This is a genomic window from Roseateles sp. FW301-B2 (assembly GCF_058788955.1).
On the sequence record NZ_JBYTBE010000014.1, the window covers coordinates 48,128 to 67,313 of the forward strand.

A 19,186-nucleotide genomic window follows, 5' to 3' on the forward strand; every position below is an offset into this window, starting at 1 on the left:
CCCCCCCCCCCCCCCCCCCGCCGGGCCCGCGGCGGCGATCGCCGCCGGCATCGTGCTGTGCCCGGAGGACCGCAAGGAACAGGGCCTGCTCACGCAGGCCTCGGTGGCCGAGAACATCAACATCAGCTGCCGCCGCCACGGCCTGCTGGCGGGGCTGTTCCTGCGCCACCGGCGCGAGGCGGCGCTGGCCGACGACTTCATCCAGCGCCTGCGCATCAAGACGCCGCACCGCCGGCAGGCGGTCAGCCTGCTCTCGGGCGGCAACCAGCAGAAGGTGATCCTGGCGCGCTGGCTGGCCGAGCCGGGGCTCAAGGTGCTGATACTCGACGAGCCCACGCGCGGCATCGACGTCGGCGCCAAGAACGAGATCTACCGCCTGATCCACGAGGTGGCCGCGCGCGGCTGCTGCGTGATCGTCGTTTCCAGCGAGCTGCCCGAGGTGCTGGGCATCGCCGACCGCCTGATCGTGATGCGCGACGGCCGCATCAGCGGCGAACTGCCGCGCGCCCAGGCCAGCGAGACTGCCGCGCTGGCACTGGCCCTGCCCGACCCTGCCTGCTCCGATTTCTGCGATTGATTGCGCCCATGAACGCTTCCACCCTCACGCCCCTGCCGACCCTGCCGGCGCGCCCCTGGCTGAAGGAGCACAGCATGACGCTGGGCTATCTGCTGCTGTTCCTGCTGCTCGCGGCCCTGGTGGAGAACTTCTTCACGGCCGCCAACATCGTCGGCCTGATGCTCTCGGTGGCGCAGATCGGCATGGTGGCCTGCACCATGATGCTGTGCCTGGCCTCGCGCGATTTCGACCTCTCCGTCGGCTCCACCATCGCCTTCGCCGGCGTGCTGGGCGCCATCATCCTGGAGCGCAGCGGCAGCCTGGGCCTGGCGCTCGGCGGCGGCCTGCTGGCGGGGGCGCTGATCGGCGCGGCCAACGGCATGCTGATCGCCTACCTGCGCGTCAACGCCCTGATCGCCACCCTGGCCACCATGCTGATGGTGCGCGGCCTGGCCTTCATCGTCAGCCGGGGCCAGGCGGTGGGCATTGCCAGCGAGGGCTTCATCGCGCTGGGCGACAGCCAGCTGCTGGGCCTGCCCCTGCCGGTCTGGACCAGCGCCGCCTGCTTCCTCGTGTTCGGCGTGCTGCTGAACCACACCGTGTTCGGGCGCAACACCCTGGCCATCGGCGGCAACCCCGAGGCCGCGCGCCTGGCCGGCGTGCGGGTGGAGCGCCTGCGCGTCTGGATCTTTGCGCTGCAGGGCCTGGTCACCGCACTGGCCGGGCTGATCCTGGCCGCGCGCATCACCAGCGGCCAGCCCAACTCGGCCCAGGGCTTCGAGCTGGACGTGATCTCGGCCTGCGTGCTGGGCGGCGTCTCGCTGCAGGGCGGCCGCGCGCGCATCTTCGGCGTGCTGATCGGCGTGCTCATCATGGGCACGCTGGAGAACGTGATGAACCTGCTGGACGTCGACGCCTTTTATCAATACCTGATGCGCGGCCTCATCCTGCTGGCCGCGGTGCTGCTGGACCAACTGAAGACGCGCGGAGGCCAGCATGGCTGAGGCAGTGAACCCGGGCCGGCTGCACGGCAAGGTCGCGCTGGTGACCGGCTCGACGCTGGGCATCGGCAAGGCGATCGCGCGGCGCTTCGTCGCCGAGGGCGCGCGCGTGATCCTCAACAGCCACCGCGACGACGCCGATGCCGCCGCCATCCGCGCCGAGCTGGGCGAGGCGCTGAGCCTCTTCGTCGCCGCCGACATCGCCGACGCCGCCGCGGTGCAGGCCATGGTGGCGCAAGGCCTGGCGCGCTTCGGCCGGCTGGACGTGCTGGTCAACAACGCCGGCATGGACGTGTTTGCCGACCCGCTGCAGCTCACGCCCGAGCAATGGCAGCGCTGTTTCGCGGTGGACCTGGAGGGCGCCTGGAACTGCTGCCGCGCCGTGCTGCCGGCCATGCTGGCCAATGGCGCCGGCAGCATCGTCAACATCGCCTCGGTGCATGGCCACAAGATCATCCCCGGCTGCTTCCCCTACCCGGTGGCCAAGCATGCGCTGATCGGCCTGACGCGCTCGCTGGGCATCGAGTACGCGGCGCGCGGCGTGCGCGTGAACTCGATCTCACCGGGCCTGATACGCAGCGAACGCGTGGAGGCCTGGCTGGCCGCGCTGCCCGCGGCCGAGCGCCAGCGCCAGATCGAGCTGCTGCCCTGCAAGCGCATCGGCGAGCCCGAGGAGCTGGCCTACGCGGCGCTGTTCCTGGCCAGCGACGAGGCGCGCTTCATCAACGCCAGCGACCTGCTGGTCGATGGCGGCCGCTCGCAGCTCTATCACGAGTAAGCCGACGAGACGCCCCATGTCCGACCCGCGCACCAATCGCTTTGTCCGATCGCATCTGAAGACCCGGCATCTGGTGCTGCTGGTGGAGCTGGGCCGGCATGGCTCGATCCTGCACGCGGCCCAGGCCGCGCACCTGACGCAGCCGGCCGCCTCCAAGCTGCTGGGCGAGCTGGAGCATGCGCTGGGCGTGCCGCTGTTCGAGCGCCTGCCGCGCGGCGTGCAGGCCACGCGTTATGGCGAGGTGATGATACGGCGCGCCGGCGCCGCCCTGGCCGAGATGGACGCAGCGCACCAGGAGGTCATGCAGCTGGCCTCGGGCCTGAGCGGGCGGGTCGCGGTGGGCACGGTGATGACGCCCTCCACCGGCCTGCTGCCCGAGGCCATCCAGCTGCTCAAGCAGACCCATGCGCGCGTGCAGGTGGCGATCACGGTGGACACCAGCAAGCCGCTGATACAGCGCCTGCGCGAGGGCCAGCTGGACCTGGTGATCGGCCGCATCCTCGACGGCGACTCGGCCGACGAGCTCAACTTCGAGCCCATCACCGACGAGCCCCACAGCCTGATCGTGCGCGCCCAGCATCCGCTGCTGCAGCGCCCCGACCTGCGCCTGGACGATCTGGCCCAGCAGGGCTGGATCATGCCGGCGCCCGGCAGCATCCTGCGCGACCGCCTTACCGCGCTGTTCCTCGCCCATGGCCTGGGCCAGCCAGCCGAGACCATCGAGACCACCGCCCTGCCCGTCGTCATCCAGCTGCTGCTGGGCAGCGACCTGCTGGTGGCCCTGCCCGAGGAGCTGGTGCAGGCCTATCTGGATGCCGGCCTGCTGGCGGTGCTGCCCTTCGAGCTCGGCCTGCGCATGGATGTCTACGGCATCGTCACGCGCAAGCGGCACCAGCTCTCGCCGGGCGCCGAGGCCACGCTGCAGACCCTGCGCACGGTGGCGCTGCAGCGCTACGGCCGGCGCGGCCGGCTCACGCGTCCCTGAACAGCGGCTCGGGCAGGCAGAGCCCGGCAGCGCAGCGGCCGCCGAACAGGCTGCCCGAGAGCGGATGTGCCAGCAGCTCGGCCGGCGCCAGGTCCTGGCGCGCCGTGGTGACCAGCAGCCAGTCGCCCTGCGGGCCGCCCAGCGCCGGACAGCTGGGGTTGGGCACCGGCACCTCCGCGTAACCCAGCAGCCGGCCGTCCGGCGCATAGCGCGCCACGCAGGCTCCGCCCCATTGCGCGTTCCATAGGCAGCCATCGGCATCCACCACCGCACCGTCGGGCCAGCCATGGGCGCGCGCCACGCGCGTGAACAGGCGCGGCTGCGCCACCGCGGCCCGCTCGGCGTCGTAATCGCATTGCATGATGCTGCGGCTGGTGGTGTCGCAGTAGTACATGCGCGTGCCGTCCGGGCTGAAGCAGATGCTGTTGGCGATCGCCACCGCCGGCAGGGCCAGGCGGCGCAGGCCGTGACGCGCGGAGTATTGGTAGAAGCCGCCCACCGCCTCGCGCGGCCTGGCCTCGCTGAGCGTGCCGAACACGAAGTTGCCGGCGCGGTCGCAGCGGCCGTCGTTGCTGCGCGTGCCGGCCAGCTCCGGCTCCACCGGGGTCAGGTCTTGCGTGTCCAGCGTGATCTCGCCGCAGGCCTGCGCGTCCGGCAGGCGCGCCAGCACCAGGCGCTTGGCAAGCGCCAGCAAGAGGCCGCCCGAGCGGGTATGGGCAAAGCTGCCGACGCGGTCGGGCAGCCGGCAGCTGAGCGTGGCGCTCGCGCCGGGCGTCCAGGCGTGGATGCGGCGCGCCTCGATGTCGGTCCACCACCAGCGGCCGCTGGGGCCATGCCATTGCAGGCCCTCGCCCAGGGTGGCGCCCTGCGCCAGGGCCAGCTCGAGACGTTCAGGCTGCACCGCGCGGCTCCAGCGTGGCCTGCGCCTGGCGGCGCGCGATCGCCGCCTGGTGGCGGCGGCGTTCATCGGGTGTGAAGGGGCGCAGCGGCGCCACCGGCACGGGCTTGTTGTCGTCGCCCACCGCCACCATGGTGAAGTAGCAGCTGTTCACATGGCGCGACTCCTGGGTGCGGATGTTCTCGGCCACCACCTTGATGCCCACCTCCATCGAGGAGCTGCCGGTGTGGTTGATGCTGGCCAGAAAGCTCACCAGCTCGCCCACATGGATGGGCTGGCGGAAGATCACGCGGTCCACCGACACCGTCACCACATAGCGGCCGGCATAGCGGCTGGCGCAGGCATAGGCCACCTGGTCGAGCAGCTTGAGGATGTTGCCGCCATGCACATTGCCGGCGAAGTTGGCGGTGTCGGGCGTCATCAGCACCGTCATCGTGAGCTGGTGGGCGGGCAGGTCCATGGCGGCCTCTTTCAAACAGTGAAGCGATGCAGGGTGCTGCTGCGGTAGATCTCGCCGGGGCGCAGCACGGTGGAGGGCCAATCTGCGCTCACCGCGCGGTTGGGCGAGTCGGGGCTGTGCTGGGTTTCCAGGCACAGGCCATCGCCCTGGCGATAGGCCTGGCCGCCAAAGCCGCTCAGGCTGCCGTCCAGCCAGTTGCCCGAGTAGAACTGCAGCGCCGGTTCGCTGCTCAGGATCTCCATGCAGCGGCCGGAGGCGGGATCGCGCAGGCGCGCGGCCAGGTGCAGGCGACCGTCCAGCGCATGGTCCAGCAGCCAGTTGTGGTCGTAGCCCTTGGCGATGCGCAGCTGCGCATGCGGCTGGCGGATGCGCGCCTCGATGGGCTGGGCAGTGCGGAAGTCGAAGGGCGTGCCCGCCACCTCGGCATGGCGCAGCGGGATCAGGCCCGGCCCGACCTCGCTGTAGCGGCTGGCCGGGATGCAGAGCTCATGGCCCAGCGCGGAGCCCTGGCCGGCGAGGTTGAAGTAGTCGTGGTGGGTCAGGTTGACCAGGGTGGGCGCGTCGGTCTCGGCCTCGTAGGTTATGCACCAGCTCAGGTCGGTGCCCAGGCTGTAGCGCACCTGCACGCGCAGGCAGCCCGGAAAGCCATGCTCGCCGGCCGCGCTGGTGTAGCGCAGCCGCAGCGCCACCGCCTCGCCCGGCGCGGGCGGCGCGGGCTCGGCCTGCCAGAGCTGGGTGCCGAAGCCATGCGTGCCGCCATGCAGGGTGTTGGGGCCGTCGTTGCGGTCCAGCTGGTGGGTCTGGCCGTCCAGGCAAAAGCGCCCGCCGGCGATGCGATTCGCATAGCGGCCCGCGATCACGCCGAAATGCGGGTTGCGCTGCACGTAGTCGTCCAGCGCGTCGAAGCCCAGCACCACATTGGCGACGCGGCCGCTGCGATCGGGCACCCACAGGCCGTTGACGATGCCGCCATAGCTGATGGCGCTGAGGCGCAGGCCGGCGCCGTTGTCGAGCAGGTACTCATGCACCGTGCGGCCATCCGGAAGCTGGCCATAGTCGCGGCATTGGATCGAGGGGCTGGTGCTCATGGGGAGGGCGCAGAGGGCTGGCGTTGTGGACGTGCGAGACCCCCAACAGTAGGGGGGCACATTGAAACAGTTTGTCCAACTTGATGCAACGCAACGCTGCGCCCCGCATGCGGGCAAAGACTGCCGGCAACAGGGCGCCATCGCGCGCCCGGTCGCCTGGAAGAGGAGCAACACCATGGCACGCTGGACCCGTTCTCTCGCAGCATCGCTGCTGACCCTGGGCATGGCGCTGGGCGCTGCGGCGCAGGCCCAGCCAGCGCTGCCAATGGCGGCGATCTCGGTGCCCTCGACGCCGGACGCCAGCGGCCAGATCACCATCAGGGGCCAGGCGTTGGCGGCGTTGAGCCATGTCACGGTGCGCTTCGCCCATGCGCAGGCCGCGCCCATCGACATGGTGGTGCAGACCAGCGCCGGCGGCAGCTTCGCGCTCAAGTTCCAGCCGCCACTGGCCGGCGCCTATGCCGTCACCGTGTTCGACGCCAAGGGCCAGCCGCTCGGCCAGGGCCGCTTCAGCCTGATCCGTTGAGCCCGCAGGCCGGAGTCGCCGTGAAGCCGTCCTCCCCCAGGCATGCCCTGCTCGCCGGCCTGGCCGCCGCCCTGCTGAGCGGCGCCGCCGCGGCGGCCGAGCCGCAGGGGCGGCTGCTGTTCGTCTCCAACCGCGGCGGCAATGCGCAGATCCATGTGATGAACGCCGATGGCAGCGACGAGCATGCGCTGACCGCCACGCCGCAGGAGAACACCGAACCGGCCTGGTCGCCCGACGGCCGGCGCATCGCCTTCACCTCCTACCGCGACGGCAATGCCGAGATCTATGTGATGGAGGCCGACGGCAGCCATCAGCAACGCCTCACCCACGAGGCCCAGGCCGACAGCGCACCGGGCTGGACGCCCGACGGCCGCATCGTGTTCCGCTCGATGCGCCAGCGCTGGGCCAACTTCTACGCGATGAACGCCGACGGCGGCGGCCTGCAGGTGCTGAGCGCCACGCCGCAGGACAAGGGCCCGCCCACGCTCTCGCCCGACGGCGCCTGGATCGCCTATGTGGGTCATGACGACCGGGGCGGCGCGGACATCTTCATCCTGCCCAGCCGCGGGGGAGCGGAGGCGCGCAATCTCACCGGCAGCCTCTCCAAGCAAGCGAAGAGCTTCCCCGCCTGGTCGCCCGACAGCCGGCGCCTGCTCTATCTGGAGAGCCAGGGCCTGGCGCTCAACGTCAAGGTCATCGACGCCGACGGCAGCCATGCCGGCAGCATCACCGACAACGTCTATACCAACGCCTACCCGGCGTGGTCGCCCGACGGCCAGCGCATCGCCTTCGTCTCCAGCCGCGAGGGCACGCGCACCGAGATGGCGCGCGGCGAGATCTATGTGATGAATGCCGACGGCAGCGCCGCCGCCAACCTCACCCGCCACCCGGATGAGGACAACTACCCGGCGTGGTCGGCCGACGGCCGCAGCATCTTCTTCGTCAGCCTGCGCGACGGCAAGGCACAGATCTACAGCGTGGCGGCCCAGGGTGGCGCGGCCACGCGCCTGACGCGCAGCGAGGGCTTCGATCTGATGATCCGCCCGCAAGCGCCGCCGCCCGCCCAGGCCACCGCCATGACAACCAGGAGCAAGCCATGAGAACCCCTCGCCGTTTCGGACCGTCCGCCGTGGCGCTGGCGCTGAGCCTGATGGTCGGCCCGGCCGCCGCCGGCAGCTGGATCTACACCAGCGATGCCGACTTCGACAAGGGCCTGGCCACCGGCGTCAACCACAGCGCGCCCAATAGCAACCAGCTGCAGCTCAATGTCACCGGCACCAGCTTCCCGGTGCTGTGGATCGCCAACGCCGGCGAAGACACCTTGTCCAAGGTCGACTCGACCCAGATCGGCGGCTCGCCCGGCCGCGAGGTGGGCCGCTACCGCACCTGGTTCAATTCCGGCGCCTATGCCCACGATGCCTGGAATGGCCCGGCGCCCTCGCGCACGGCGGTGGACGCCGCCGGCAACGCCTATGTGCTGGACCGCTGGTTCGGTGGCCACCCGACGGTGTTCAAGATCCTCGGCAGCAGCTTCATCGATCGCAACGGCAATGGCGTGCTCGACACCTCGACCGGCGGCGCCGCGACCATGCTGCCCCTGGTGGACAGCAACGGCAACGGCGTGATCGACGACAACGAGATCAGGGACGAACGCATCGCCTGGGTCAGGCGCGTGCCGGACGGCAGCTACAGCGGCGGCCTGACGCGCGTGAACGGCATCGGCCGCGCGCTCTGCATCGGCACCGACGGCAACCTCTGGGTGGGCCTCTACAACGCCTACGAGTACTACAAGATCAGCGCCGTCGACGGCCACACCATCGCCGGCCCGGTGCCGAGCGGCTCGCCGAACTATGGTTGCCTGATCGATCAGAACGGCACGCTCTGGGGCGCCAGCTGGGGCAGCAGCGCGCTGATACGCATTGCCAACACGGCCAGCAACGTCGGGCCCTATCCCCTGCAGCGCATCAGCGTGCCGCAGGTCTACGGCCTCGCGCTGCGGCGCGACGCGGCCAACACCACCCACGTCATCATGGGCGGCTCCTGCAACAGCTATGTGGAGTATGTGGACGGCGCGCCCAGCTACACCCTGCCGGCGGCCATCAACTACTGCAGCTACGCGGTGGGCACCGACAACGAGGGCAATATCACCGTCAGCAAGACCAATGGCGGCGTGGTCAAGTTCGGCCCCAGCGGCAATGTGCTGTGGGACAAGGGCAGCCAGGTGGGCAGCTCGGACAGCCGCGGCGTCATCGCCGACGCCAACAACGACATCTGGCAGGTGCATCGCGGCTCGCACAATATGGCCAAGTACCGCGGCAGCAATGGCGACTTCCTCGGCGTGCTGCCGGTGGGCTACGAGCCCTATACCTACAGTGACGCGTCCGGCACCGCGGCGCTGAGCATCACCACCAAGACCGGCAGCTGGGCGGTGACGCAGGACAGCGGCGCGGCCGCCACGCCCTGGGCCTCGGTGGCCTGGAATGCCACCCTGCCCTCGGGTGCCAGCCTGCTCGCCGAGGTGCGCAGCGCCGACGACCCGGCCCTGCTGCCCGGCAAGCCCTTCGCACCCGCCCTCAGCGGTGCCGCGCTGAGCGGCCAGAGCGGCCGCTACATGGAGCTGCGGCTGACGCTCAACGCCAACCCGCAGAACGAATCGCCGGTGGTCTACGACGTCACGCTCAACAGCGCCAGCCTGGTCTGCGACGTCGACCGCGACGGCGCCATCAACATCACCGACATCAACCTGATCCGCGCCGGCATCGGCCAGACGCCCAGCGCCAGCGATCCGCGCGATGCCAATGGCGACGGCAAGATCACCGTCAACGACGCGCGCACTTGCGCCCTGAAGTGCAGCAAGCCGAATTGCGCACTGTGAGGGCGCGCCGAACCGAAGAAAGCCACACCATGAGCAAGAACCTTCTGCCCGCGCTCGCGCTGAGCCTTGGCACCCTGCTGGCGACGCCGGCCGGCGCCGGCATCGTCGTGAGCTTCACGCCCTCCACCCAGCACGCCAATATCGGCGAGACGCTGAGCGTGGACGTCACGATCGCCGGCCTGGGCGCCGAGATCCTCTCGGCCTTCGACCTGAACTTCATCTTTGACGGCAGCGTCATCGGTTACGCCTACCGGCTCATCGACGCCACCAACGCCCAGCAGCAGCTGGGCAGCGCCTACGGCATCGACCCGCTTTTGGTCATCGACAGCGTCGCCCTGGGCGACTGGGGCCTGCAGGCTTCGGCCCTGGCCGACGATGCCACCGTCGCGGCCGCGCAGGCCGACAGCTTCCTGCTGGCGCACTTCGCGTTCTCGGCCGATGCCGACGGCACGAGCCTGTTCACGCTGGGCCCCGATCTCGACTTCCAGCGCAACTTCGTGGGCCTGAACGCCCAGAGCCTGGACGTGACGGTACAAGGCGCCTGCATCGCCGTGGGCACCGGTGCCTGCAATGTGCCGGAGCCGGCCAGCTACGGGCTGCTGGGCCTGGCGCTGCTGGCGGCCGGCGCACCGGGCCTGCTGCGGCGGCGCCAGCGCCCCGTCACACGTCGAGCCTGAAGCCGAGCTCGATCTCGGACGCGGGCTTGCCGCCCACGCCCCAGTTGTCGAGCGGCGGTTCATGCAGGACGATGGTGATGTCGGTGGGCTGAATGCCCAAGGCGCCGAAGCGCTGCGCAATCTCGGCATACAGCCGGCGCTTGGCGTCCAGCGAGCGCCCGGGGAAGATCTGGATTTCCACCAGGGTGTAGTTCGCGGTCTTGCTGGGCGGCACCGGAAAATGCTCGGGCTTGTGCTCGATGTAGCGGATCTGCTTGTCGTCCTCGGGCACCTTCAGCGCCAGCAGCTGCGCTTGGTAGACGGCCTCGATAAGCGCCGCGACTTCCTCCCGCTTACGGGGGCGGCAGACCTCGATCTTTGCGATGGGCATGGCTTGAGTGGAAAGGGTCAGTGACGGGCTCGATGGTATGGGACCAGCCGCGGCGGCGGGGCGGGCACCGGCGCCTCAGGGCAGCTGCGCGCGGCGCCGCGCCTCGGCCACCGCATCCTCGCGGTTGTTGACGCCCAGCTTCGCGAAGATCGATTTCAAGTGGTACTTGACCGTCTCCGGCGAGCGCATCAGGGTGCGCGCGATCATCTTGGTGGTCTGGTCCTTGGCCAGCTCGCGCAGGATCTCGAGCTCGCGCTCGCTGAAGGTCTCGGCTGCGCTCAAGCCGCGCTGGAACAGCGTCTCCCATAGCTGCAGCGTCTGGCCGGTCCAGCGCTGCAAGGGCTCCGCCAGCTTGGGCGCCATGGCCCGCAGCTGCAGCATGGTGTCGGCGCCCAGGTCGATGAACAGCTGCCGCGCACCGCAGCTGGCCGCCCTTTGCAACGCGTCCAGCAGCGCGGCCTCGCTTTCCGGCAAGCGCTGCAGCCTCGCCAGCGCGCGCGCCCGCATGCCATGGGCGAGGATTTCCGCGAGCTGCCGGCCGGCCTGGGCGGCCAGCGCCTGCAAGCGCTCGGCGGTCTGCAGGGCGGCCGCGCCATCGGCCGCCTGCAGCTGTTGGGCGAAGCGGCTGCGCGCCAGCGCTTCCACCACCAGCCAGGGGAAGACACCGCCCGCGGCGGCTTCCTCCCAGCGCTGCGCCAGCTGCTCGGCGTCGGCCAGGCTGGCGGCGGCCTCGCCATGGTCCTGGCGCAGTTCCAGTTCGGCCTGCACGGCGGCGGCCAGCAGGCGCAGATGCGGCAGACCTTCCTCGAAAGCCAGGTCGCGGGCCTGCTTCAGCAGCTCGATCGCCGGCCCGGGATGGCCCAGCACGAACTGGCAGCGGGCGGTGTCGACCATCGCGCCGGCCAGCACCTCGAGAAAGCGCACCGACTCGGTGGGCACCAGCGTCGTCAGCAGTCCGAGCGCCTCCGTCAGCCGGCCCTGCTCGTAGAGCGCGCGCCCGAGCACCGCCGCCAGCAGCTGACCCAGCGACTTCTGGCTGTGCTTGATGTAGTTGAGATCGCGCTTCAGCGATTCGTTGGCGATCTGCTCGCAACGCTCCAGCTCGCCGCGCGCCAAGGCATTGCAGAGCTGGTACATCCAGACCCAGGGGCTGGTGTTGAGCGGGCGGATGTCGTCATAGAGCGCATCGACCTCGCCGACGCGGCGCTCGGCGCGATCGGTGGGCCCATAGCGCTGCAGCAGGAACAGCTCCACCGGCAACACCAGGCCGAGAAAGAGCGGATCGATCAGGCGGCGGTGCCGCCCCTCGGCGCGGGCGGCCTGCAGCTGCGCCCAGGGGTTGAAATGCAGCAGGCGCTCCGCGTCGTCCAGCAGCAGCAGGCAGCGCGTCAGCCGCAGATCGACCGCCAGCTCGGCGGCCTCGGCCGGCTCCTGCAGATCGGCCTGCAGCTCGATGCGCGCGATCTCCGCCTCGGCACCCTGGGCATCATGGTCCTCGATCTGCAGGCCCAGCAGCAGCAGACGCAGCCGCGGGCGCTGCTGCTGCAGGGCGGCGGGCAGCTGGCGCAGCAGCAGCCGCACGCGCGGCTCGCCCAGCGTCACCAGCAGCCGGATCGCGCCGGCGGCTTCGATCATCTGCGCCGCCAGGTCGAAGCGCGCGGCCGCCACGGCGTGAAAGACCGCGTCATCCACCCGGCCGGCCGCCGAGAAATACGCCGCGGCGCGCAGGTGCAGCTCGGCGGCGCGGCCGGGCACCTGCACGCTCATCCGGTGCAGCAGAAAGTCGCGCAGCAAGGGATGCAGGCGCGCGCTCTGGCACGAGGCGGCAATGACGACCACCGGCTCGAGCATGGCCAGTTCCTGGATGTGGTGCAGGCTGTTGTCGTGCTGGCGGATGGCATTGGCGGCCGCCACATCGATCTCCTCCAGGATCGCCACGTCGGACAGAAAGGCCTGGCTGGCCTGGCTGAGCGTGCCCAGCACCTCCCGGGCCAGATAGTCGAACAGCTGGCGGCGCGGCAGCGGGCTGTCCGCCTCGGGCGACCAGCCCTCCCCGCGCCCGCTGGCCGCGCGCAGGCGCGCCAGCTGCAGCGCGAAGGGCCAGCCCTGCGTGTAGGCCGCAACGCTCTCCAGCGCCTGGCTCGGGAAGCAGCCTGCCAGCAAGCGCTGCGTCTCCTCATGATCGAAGCGCAGCAAGTCGGCATCCAGCTGGCGCACGCGGCCGGCCAGCTGCAGGCGCGCGAGCGGGATGGCCGGCATCGAGCGGCAGGCCAGCATCACGCGCACATGCGGCGGCGCCGCCAACGCAATGCTGCACAGCAGCTCGTCGACCGCCGCGCCGGCGGCCTGGTCGTAGTCGTCGATGAACAGCGCGACCGGATCGGCAATGCCGGCAACCACGGTCGCAAAGTGATCCAGCAGCGAGCGCCCCGGCCCCGCCCTCACCTCGCTCTGCTTGAGCGCGGCCAGCAGGTTGTCGCTGAAGACCTGGGCATCGGCGTCGCGGCTGTCGCAGTTGAGCCAGGCCACCTTGACGCCTTGCTCGCGCTCGCGCTGGGCCAGCTGGGCCAGCAGCGTGGTCTTGCCGAAGCCGGCGGGCGCCACCACCAGGGTCAGCCGCGCCGAGGCCGGCGCCGCCTCGGCCACGCGTGCCATCACGCGTTGGCGCCAGAGGCTGCCTTCGATGTGGGCAATGGGCTGGAACTTCACCGCCTGGATCCTAGCGCGCCGGTGCGCGCCGCCAGTCGCGCGCCCGGCCCAGGCGCTGGCGCAGCCACTCGCTCGCCACATAGCCAAGGGCGGCACAGGCAAAGGACTCGACCGTGGGCAGGCCGGTGATCGAGGCATGGCTGAGGTCGCTGGCGATGCCGACGGCGCCGCCGAACAGGCCGGCGAGCAGGGCGTTGACATTGGTGGCGCTGTCGCTGCGGCTGTAGTCCTGGCGCCCCAGCACGAAGAAGTCGGTCAGGTAGACCGCGGCAATCGGCGGCACCACCAGGCCCAGCAAGACCAGGAAGCCGATCAGGTGCTCGGCCAGGCCGGTGAGCGCAAGCAGGGTGCCGAGCAGGCCGCAGCCGGCCACCAGCCAGCCATAGCTCAGATGGCGCAGCACCGTGGCGCTGACCAGGCCGGTGGAGTAGAGGTTCACCGCATTGATGGCCCAGGTGGACAGCAGCAGGGTGACGAAGGCCGCGCCGACCAGGCCCAGGCTGGCCATGTACTTCATCGGATCGACCTCGCCGAAGGCGAGCGCCGGCAGCATCGCCAGGATCAGCGCCGCCGCGTTGCCCAGGCCGTTGCCCGCCAGGCTCACCAGCGCGCAATCGGCCGCCGAGCGCGTGTAGCGGGTGATGTCAGGCATCAGCACCACGCCCACCACCATGCCACCGATGACGGCCGAAATGCCGGTGCTGAGATCCCGGCCCTGGCCGGGCAGCGCCATCAGGCCGGTCCAGCTGGCATGGTCCAGGGTGCGCCAGGCCACATAGGCGGACAGCAGCACCAGCAGCGGCGCGACCGCCACCGACAGGCGCTCGATGGCGCGAAAGCCAAACGCCGCCGTGGCCACCACCATGGCGCTGCAGACCACCGTGTAGACCCACTGCGGCAGCGGACTGGCCGACAGCCAGGCCGCCACGGTCAGGTAGCAGGTGCGCCCGAACAGCTCCGCGGTGAGCGCATACCAGCCCAGCAGCACCAGGGCCAGCGCCAGATTGACCAGCGTCGCGCCGCGCCTGCCGAACACATGCAGCACGATCATGTAGGTGGACAGGCGCGTGCGCGCCCCCATCAGCGCCGCCGGCATCGACATCGCCACCAGCACCAGGCAGCCCACCAGCACGGCGCGCAGGCCCTGCGCCAGCCCCAACGAGGCCGCCAGCTCGGCGCCCGTGTAAAGGCCGGTCAGCGTGAAGGCGATGCCGATCGAGACCAGCGCCACGCGGTAGCCCGGCACCGACAGATGCAGGGGCACGGGCGTCGTGCTGTGGGACTGCGCCGCGGCGCTCGCTGCAGGTGCGGCGGTATCGATGGGTGCGGACATGGACGGGCTCTGGTTGCAGGGTTCGGCGCCGCCTGGGCAGGCAGCGATGGTCGCACGGGCGGCTCAGCGCGGCAGCTCGACGGGCACGAAGTCGACGTCGTGGCCGAAGTAGCGCGGCCCCGCCAGCGCCAGCCCGGCATCGCTGCGCCAGGCCGCATCGCAGGGAATGCCCAGCACGGCCACGCGCAGGCCGAAGCGCATCTTCTCGTTGGTGATGGGCTCGCCGGTTTCGCTGTCGACCGCGCAGATCAGGTCGGGCGTGCTGGCCAGCACCCGATCGCCGCGACGCGCCAGCAGGAACTCGTTCTGGAAGCTCAGCCGCAGGCAGCCGCCGGCGTAGCCGTCCAGCCCCTCGATGTCCGCATGGCCGCGCACAAAGCCGCCGCCGGTGGCGCGCTCGACGCTTGTCACCTTGCCCGCGTGCAGCAGGCGGCCGCCGCTGGCCTGCAACAGGGCCTGCACCGGATCGGCATGCTTGGCCCTGGCATTGAAGAGCGCGTAGCCGGCGTCGAGCAGGCGGCTGATGGAGCCGCGGATGAGGGCCTTCTTGACCTGCGCGCCGCTCATCGGATACAGCGCCCCGAACACGGAACCGCCCATATCGATGGTGATGGAACGCGCGAAGCGCTCCGCGGTGGCGTTGTTGTGGGCGTCGATGATGACGCTGTTGCCCTTCTCGTCAGCCAGCGCCAGCGGCGACGCGGCGATGCCCTGCAGGGTGCACAGCGACATCTGCAGCTCGGGAAAGGCGCGCCCGATCGGGTCACCGTCCAGCAAGGGCAGCCCCAGCGCGCTGGCCGCGGCAAACGGGATGGTGGAGTTCAGCCCGCCCGCCTCGCCCGACATCAGCGCCGTGACGCACCGCCCCAGATGGGTCTCCAGCGCCTCGACCGCGTTGAGCAAGGGCGCCAGGCTGGCCAGGCGCTCGATCACGATGGTGGGCGCGCCGATGCCGCCGACCTCGAAGACAAGCGCGTCGTCGGCCAGGCTCTCCACATCGATGAGGTGCACCGAGCCACTCTTGCGGATGGCGTTCTGTGCCAGCAACTTGCCGATATAGGGATCGCCACCGCCACCGGTGCCATAGACGGCCCCGCCCAGTGCAATCGCCTCCAGATCGGCTGCGTCAATGATTTTCATGCTTTGATCCGATTCAGTCAGTCAACAGGAGCTCGCCCACCATGCGCACCCTGATGCGCGTGAGCTGGCCCGGCAGATAGGAAAGAGGCAGGGTTTCGACATCGACCACGGCCATGCTGCCGGGGTCGGCGCCGGCGGCGATGAGCGACTCGCGCACGTCGGCGCGGATGGCCTCGATCGCCGCCTCGGCCGGCATCGCCGCCAGGTCCACGACGCGGTCTTCCTGCGCGCTCACCTGCGCCATCGCCGCGCCCACCGCGTTGGCCGCACCATGGTGCGGCGGGATGACGACGGGCAGCTCGCCCAAGCGATCGGCGCTGACCAGGATGCTGCCGCCGCCCACGATCACCACCGGCACGATCGCCGCCGAGGTCCGCACGCGCTCGATGGCATCGCTCAGGCGTTGCTGGATGCGGTCCATGCAGGCGCGCGCCTGCTGGCGATCGAGATGGGCGACGGCCGCCGCCTCGCCCAACTGCGCCAGCCCGGCCGCCACCGCCAGGTCGGAGGCGGTGAGGGTGCTGCCGCCGAACACCAGGGCATCGCTGGTAAGCCGGTAGCCCACGCTCTGCGGGCCGATCGACGCCAGGTCGGGCGACACCAGGCTGCCGCCGCCAAGGCCGACGCAATACACATCGGGCATGCGGAAGTTGGTGCGCACGCCGGCCAGCTCCACGGCGAGGCCCGCCTGCCGCGGAAAGCCCTTCACCAGCGCGCCGATGTCCGAGGTGGTACCGCCGATGTCGACCACGATGGCGTCCGCGCAACCCGACAGGAAGGCCGCGCCGCGCATCGAGTTGGTCGGCCCCGAAGACACGGTCATGATGGGGAAGCGGGCCGCGGTGGCCGCGCTCATCAGCGTGCCGTCGTTCTGGGTCAGAAAGAAGGGCGCGCTCACGCCGGCCGCGCGCAGGGCCGCGGCGAAGGCGTCCACGGTGAGCTGGGCGAGATCGCCCAGCGCGGCGTTCAGGATGGCGGCGTTTTCGCGCTCCAGCAGCCCCATCTGGCCGATCTGCGAGGACAGCGTGATCTGCGCCGTGGGGTAGACCTCGCGTATCAGCTGCGCGGCGGCGCGCTCCTGGCTGTCGTCCAGCGCCGAGAACACGCCGGACACCACCAGGTGCCGGATGCCGCGCCGGCTGCAGTCGGTGGCGAAATCCTGGATCTGCCGCGGCACCAGCGGCGCGATCTCCCGGCCGTCGACCTCCAGCCCCCCGTCCACCATGCGGCTGTGCACGTTCAGCGCGGCGCGCATCTCCTCCGGCCAACCGGAGAGCGGCGGGATCGCCGTGGTGGTGGGCAGCGCCAGGCGCAGCACACCGACGGCGGCCAGGCGGCGCCGCTCCACCAGCGCATTGATGAAATGCGTCGTGCCTATCATCACGGCGCCCAGCTGCGCGGCCGCGATGCCCGCGCCCGCGGTGACCTGGCGCAAGGCCTCCAGCACGCCGGTGGTGACGTCTGCCGTGGTCGGCGTCTTGACGGCATGCACCACGCGTCGCCCCTGCATCAACGCCGCATCGGTGTTGGTCCCGCCAACGTCGATTCCTACCCTGTACATAGTCCGCTCCCGATCAGAACCGTGCCCGTGCCTCGAGGCCCAGGGTGCGCCCCTGCGCCAGCGAGCCGATGTCGAAGGGCAGGCCGGTGTACTTGGCGGCGTTGTAGTCGGCGTAGTAGCGCCGGTCGCCGAGATTGCGGCCGTACAGCTCCACGCTCCAGCGCTCGCGCGCCCCCCGCAAGCCCAGGCGCAGGCCCAGCAGCGTCATGCGCGGCGTCAGCGCGACGTTGTCGGCATGCCAGTAGCGCTGGCTGCGGTGCTCGACGTCGAAGCGCAGGCTGGCACTCAGGCCGTCGCCCACCGGGCGGGCGAGCTGGACGCCCAGCGTGGCCTTGAAGGGCTGCGACTTGGGCGTGTAGTTGCCGACCGTGCTCGGGTCGACATCGTTGCGCGCGATCTTGCTGTGCGTGATGCCGACGCCACCGTCCAGCTCCAGGCCCTTGAACGGGATGTAGCGGAAATCGACGTCCAGGCCGCGGATGTTGACGCGGTCGATGTTGGCGATGATCTGATACAGATTGTCCTTGACGTAGAAGTACTGGAAGTCCTTGGAGCGGGAATGGAACAGCGCCGCGTTCAGGACCAGGCGCTGGTCCAGCAGCATGGTCTTGCTGCCGATCTCGTAATTGCTGAGGTGTTCCGGCTTGAACTCGTCCAGGCCGGGCGTGTTGAAGCCGCCCGAGCGGAAACCGGTGCTGAAGGTGGCATAGGCCAAGGTGTCGCGGTCGAAGCGCTCGGTGAGCGTGAGCTTGGGCTGCCAGGACGAGAAGCTGGCCGAGCGCGTGCCCAGCCCGGTGGCGAGATCGACCTGGCGGCGCGCGTCGCGGTCGTAGCGCAGCGCGGTGGAAAGCGTCAGGTCCTTGCGCAGGTCCAGGTCGACCTGGCCGAACGCGGCCGAGGCCCGGTTGCTGTTGTCCTCGTTGGCCAGAAAGATCTGCAGGCCCGGGTTGTCGTACTGCGCCAGCCCGCCGCCCTCGTCGGTGAACACGCGGGTTTGCAGGCTGCGCTGCGTGTGCAGGTAGTAGGCGCCGGCAATCCAGCGCAGGGGCCGGCCGTCCGGTGAGGTCAGCCGCAGCTCCTGGCTCAGCATGCGCGTGCGCAGCTCCATGCCCTGGCCGGTCTGCCCTTCGCCAAACAGGCCCTCGGGACGCTCCAGCGCATTCGAGAAGTCGTTGTCGCCACGGTAGTTCTCGATCAGCCGGGTGTAGCCGGTGATGGCGGTGAGGGCGCCCAGCGGCGTGTCGGCATCCAGCTTGAAGCTGAGATCGCGCGTGCTGCCCCAGGTCTGGCCGAGCAGGTTGGAGCGCGGTGCCCGGATATCGCCCGCCTGGCCGCTGGGGACGATGCTGTCCCAGGTCGCGCCGGCCCTGAAGTCGGTGACGCTGGCGCGCAGATCGAGCCGCAGCTCGTTGCTGGGCATCAGCGCCAGCTTGGCGCGCAGCGTGTTGTCGTGGTCGACCGCGTCGATCGCCGCACCGAGATAGGTATTGCGCGTCAGGCCATCCGAGCGCTTGGTCTGTGCGGCCAGGCGGAACAGCGCCACGTTGTCGACCAGGGCACCGCTGAGGCCGGCGGAGAGCTCCTTCTCGGCGCCACTGCCCAGCAGCAGATTCGCGAAACCCTCCAGCTGGTTGGAGGGCTGCTTGGTCTCGATATTGATCGCACCGCCAATCGCATTGCGCCCATACAGCGCGCCCTGCGGGCCCTTCAGCACCTCGATGCGATCGACGTCGAACAAGCTCATCTTGAGCTGCTTCTGGTTGTTCTGAGGCACGCCGTCGACGATCACCGCGACCGGCGAGTCGGCGTTGTTGACCTCGGTGACGCCTCGGATCACGACAAAGGAATTGCCGTAGGTGAAGGAGTTGTCGAAGGACATATTGGGCGTCAGGTTGATGAAGTCCTGCGTGCTCTTGATGCCGGCGTTCTCGATCTGCTTGGCCGAGAAGGCCTTCACGGCGATCGGCACGTCCTGCAGCAGCTCGTGCCGACGCTGCGAGGTGACGACCACCCGCTCGATGCGGACCTTCTCCCCGTCCGGCTCGGTGGCGCGATCCGGCTCGGCCGCCGGCGCGGCGGCATCGGCGGCGCGCACCGCGGTGGGCAGGGTCGTCATCGCGGCCGCCAACATGGCGGCGATGGCAAGGGCAACGGGGCGGCGTTGACGCGATGGGCTTGGGGACAGAGGCATCGGATTCTCCTGACGTTGGCGTAGCGGACCTGAGAGCG

General features: G+C 70.2%; 17 protein-coding genes. 8 read left to right on the top strand and 9 right to left on the bottom strand.

What is annotated here, in order from left to right:
* The 4 genes from AC3WQY_RS11640 to AC3WQY_RS11655 form a co-directional block, all read left to right on the top strand.
* Window positions 1-577: ATP-binding cassette domain-containing protein (locus AC3WQY_RS11640; RefSeq protein WP_492708490.1), on the top strand; the 577-nt coding region annotated here is incomplete at its 5' end.
* A gap of 8 nt (window positions 578-585) precedes the next feature.
* Entirely contained in the window at window positions 586-1,560 is a 975-nt protein-coding gene (gene araH, locus AC3WQY_RS11645) for an L-arabinose ABC transporter permease AraH (RefSeq protein ID WP_492708492.1), read from the top strand.
* The gene (locus tag AC3WQY_RS11650) at window positions 1,553-2,335 is read left to right on the top strand and encodes an SDR family oxidoreductase (RefSeq protein ID WP_492708494.1); all 783 of its coding nucleotides are present in this window, start codon (window positions 1,553-1,555) and stop codon (window positions 2,333-2,335) included. Before araH ends, AC3WQY_RS11650 begins: the two co-directional genes overlap by 8 nt.
* A 16-nt stretch (window positions 2,336-2,351) precedes the next feature.
* Window positions 2,352-3,320 carry a LysR substrate-binding domain-containing protein gene (locus tag AC3WQY_RS11655; RefSeq protein ID WP_492708496.1) on the top strand — a complete coding sequence of 323 codons (969 nt, stop codon included), beginning with the start codon at window positions 2,352-2,354 and terminating at the stop codon, window positions 3,318-3,320.
* Here the strand turns inward: AC3WQY_RS11655 and AC3WQY_RS11660 are convergent.
* The 3 genes from AC3WQY_RS11660 to AC3WQY_RS11670 are packed head-to-tail and all read right to left on the bottom strand — an operon-like array spanning window position 3,307 to window position 5,766.
* Window positions 3,307-4,221 carry an SMP-30/gluconolactonase/LRE family protein gene (locus tag AC3WQY_RS11660; protein WP_492708498.1) on the bottom strand — a complete coding sequence of 305 codons (915 nt, stop codon included), beginning with the start codon at window positions 4,219-4,221 and terminating at the stop codon, window positions 3,307-3,309. The genes AC3WQY_RS11655 and AC3WQY_RS11660 overlap by 14 nt on opposite strands.
* On the bottom strand, window positions 4,211-4,678 hold the full coding sequence (locus AC3WQY_RS11665; protein WP_285235375.1) for an acyl-CoA thioesterase: 468 nt from the start codon (window positions 4,676-4,678) through the stop codon (window positions 4,211-4,213). Before AC3WQY_RS11665 ends, AC3WQY_RS11660 begins: the two co-directional genes overlap by 11 nt.
* 11 nt (window positions 4,679-4,689) lie before the next feature.
* Window positions 4,690-5,766: an aldose epimerase family protein gene (locus AC3WQY_RS11670; protein WP_492708500.1), complete on the bottom strand. Its 1,077-nt coding sequence runs from the start codon at window positions 5,764-5,766 to the stop codon at window positions 4,690-4,692.
* Window positions 5,767-5,941: 175 nt separating this feature from the next.
* Between AC3WQY_RS11670 and AC3WQY_RS11675 the strand changes: the two genes are divergently transcribed.
* Genes AC3WQY_RS11675 through AC3WQY_RS11690 form a run of 4 tightly spaced genes read left to right on the top strand, consistent with a single transcriptional unit; the run spans window position 5,942 to window position 9,844 of the window.
* Window positions 5,942-6,292, top strand: a complete 351-nt coding sequence (locus AC3WQY_RS11675) for a hypothetical protein (protein WP_492708502.1) — start codon at window positions 5,942-5,944, stop codon at window positions 6,290-6,292.
* 20 nt (window positions 6,293-6,312) lie between these two features.
* On the top strand, window positions 6,313-7,392 hold the full coding sequence (locus tag AC3WQY_RS11680; RefSeq protein WP_492708504.1) for a TolB family protein: 1,080 nt from the start codon (window positions 6,313-6,315) through the stop codon (window positions 7,390-7,392).
* Window positions 7,389-9,167, top strand: coding sequence for a dockerin type I domain-containing protein (locus AC3WQY_RS11685; protein WP_492708506.1), 1,779 nt, complete (start codon window positions 7,389-7,391; stop codon window positions 9,165-9,167). Before AC3WQY_RS11680 ends, AC3WQY_RS11685 begins: the two co-directional genes overlap by 4 nt.
* 29 nt (window positions 9,168-9,196) lie before the next feature.
* Window positions 9,197-9,844: a PEP-CTERM sorting domain-containing protein gene (locus AC3WQY_RS11690; protein ID WP_492708508.1), complete on the top strand. Its 648-nt coding sequence runs from the start codon at window positions 9,197-9,199 to the stop codon at window positions 9,842-9,844.
* On the opposite strand, the gene AC3WQY_RS11695 is transcribed toward AC3WQY_RS11690, so the two are convergent.
* The 6 genes from AC3WQY_RS11695 to AC3WQY_RS11720 all read right to left on the bottom strand — a co-directional run bounded on the left by AC3WQY_RS11695 (window position 9,828) and on the right by AC3WQY_RS11720 (window position 19,073).
* Window positions 9,828-10,214: a tautomerase family protein gene (locus AC3WQY_RS11695; RefSeq protein WP_492708510.1), complete on the bottom strand. Its 387-nt coding sequence runs from the start codon at window positions 10,212-10,214 to the stop codon at window positions 9,828-9,830. The two genes, AC3WQY_RS11690 and AC3WQY_RS11695, sit on opposite strands and share 17 nt — an antisense overlap.
* A gap of 75 nt (window positions 10,215-10,289) precedes the next feature.
* On the bottom strand, window positions 10,290-12,923 hold the full coding sequence (locus AC3WQY_RS11700; RefSeq protein ID WP_492708512.1) for a LuxR C-terminal-related transcriptional regulator: 2,634 nt from the start codon (window positions 12,921-12,923) through the stop codon (window positions 10,290-10,292).
* 10 nt (window positions 12,924-12,933) lie between these two features.
* Window positions 12,934-14,256, bottom strand: a complete 1,323-nt coding sequence (locus AC3WQY_RS11705) for a cytosine permease (protein ID WP_492708514.1) — start codon at window positions 14,254-14,256, stop codon at window positions 12,934-12,936.
* Window positions 14,257-14,319: 63 nt separating this feature from the next.
* Window positions 14,320-15,396 carry an S-methyl thiohydantoin desulfurase family protein gene (locus AC3WQY_RS11710; RefSeq protein ID WP_492708516.1) on the bottom strand — a complete coding sequence of 359 codons (1,077 nt, stop codon included), beginning with the start codon at window positions 15,394-15,396 and terminating at the stop codon, window positions 14,320-14,322.
* A gap of 13 nt (window positions 15,397-15,409) precedes the next feature.
* Window positions 15,410-16,957: a hydantoinase/oxoprolinase family protein gene (locus AC3WQY_RS11715; RefSeq protein ID WP_285235365.1), complete on the bottom strand. Its 1,548-nt coding sequence runs from the start codon at window positions 16,955-16,957 to the stop codon at window positions 15,410-15,412.
* A gap of 13 nt (window positions 16,958-16,970) precedes the next feature.
* The gene (locus AC3WQY_RS11720) at window positions 16,971-19,073 is read right to left on the bottom strand and encodes a TonB-dependent receptor (protein WP_492708518.1); all 2,103 of its coding nucleotides are present in this window, start codon (window positions 19,071-19,073) and stop codon (window positions 16,971-16,973) included.
* Window positions 19,074-19,186 lie beyond the last annotated feature (113 nt).

Coding starts and splice junctions, on each gene's coding strand:
- AC3WQY_RS11720 (WP_492708518.1), bottom strand. CDS start 19,073: ATGACGACCCTGCCCACCGCGGTGCGCGCCGCCGATGCCGCCGCGCCG.
- AC3WQY_RS11655 (WP_492708496.1), top strand. CDS start 2,352: ATGTCCGACCCGCGCACCAATCGCTTTGTCCGATCGCATCTGAAGACC.
- AC3WQY_RS11665 (WP_285235375.1), bottom strand. CDS start 4,678: ATGGACCTGCCCGCCCACCAGCTCACGATGACGGTGCTGATGACGCCC.
- AC3WQY_RS11650 (WP_492708494.1), top strand. CDS start 1,553: ATGGCTGAGGCAGTGAACCCGGGCCGGCTGCACGGCAAGGTCGCGCTG.
- AC3WQY_RS11675 (WP_492708502.1), top strand. CDS start 5,942: ATGGCACGCTGGACCCGTTCTCTCGCAGCATCGCTGCTGACCCTGGGC.
- araH (WP_492708492.1), top strand. CDS start 586: ATGAACGCTTCCACCCTCACGCCCCTGCCGACCCTGCCGGCGCGCCCC.
- AC3WQY_RS11705 (WP_492708514.1), bottom strand. CDS start 14,256: ATGTCCGCACCCATCGATACCGCCGCACCTGCAGCGAGCGCCGCGGCG.
- AC3WQY_RS11670 (WP_492708500.1), bottom strand. CDS start 5,766: ATGAGCACCAGCCCCTCGATCCAATGCCGCGACTATGGCCAGCTTCCG.
- AC3WQY_RS11690 (WP_492708508.1), top strand. CDS start 9,197: ATGAGCAAGAACCTTCTGCCCGCGCTCGCGCTGAGCCTTGGCACCCTG.
- AC3WQY_RS11710 (WP_492708516.1), bottom strand. CDS start 15,396: ATGAAAATCATTGACGCAGCCGATCTGGAGGCGATTGCACTGGGCGGG.
- AC3WQY_RS11695 (WP_492708510.1), bottom strand. CDS start 10,214: ATGCCCATCGCAAAGATCGAGGTCTGCCGCCCCCGTAAGCGGGAGGAA.
- AC3WQY_RS11715 (WP_285235365.1), bottom strand. CDS start 16,957: ATGTACAGGGTAGGAATCGACGTTGGCGGGACCAACACCGATGCGGCG.
- AC3WQY_RS11685 (WP_492708506.1), top strand. CDS start 7,389: ATGAGAACCCCTCGCCGTTTCGGACCGTCCGCCGTGGCGCTGGCGCTG.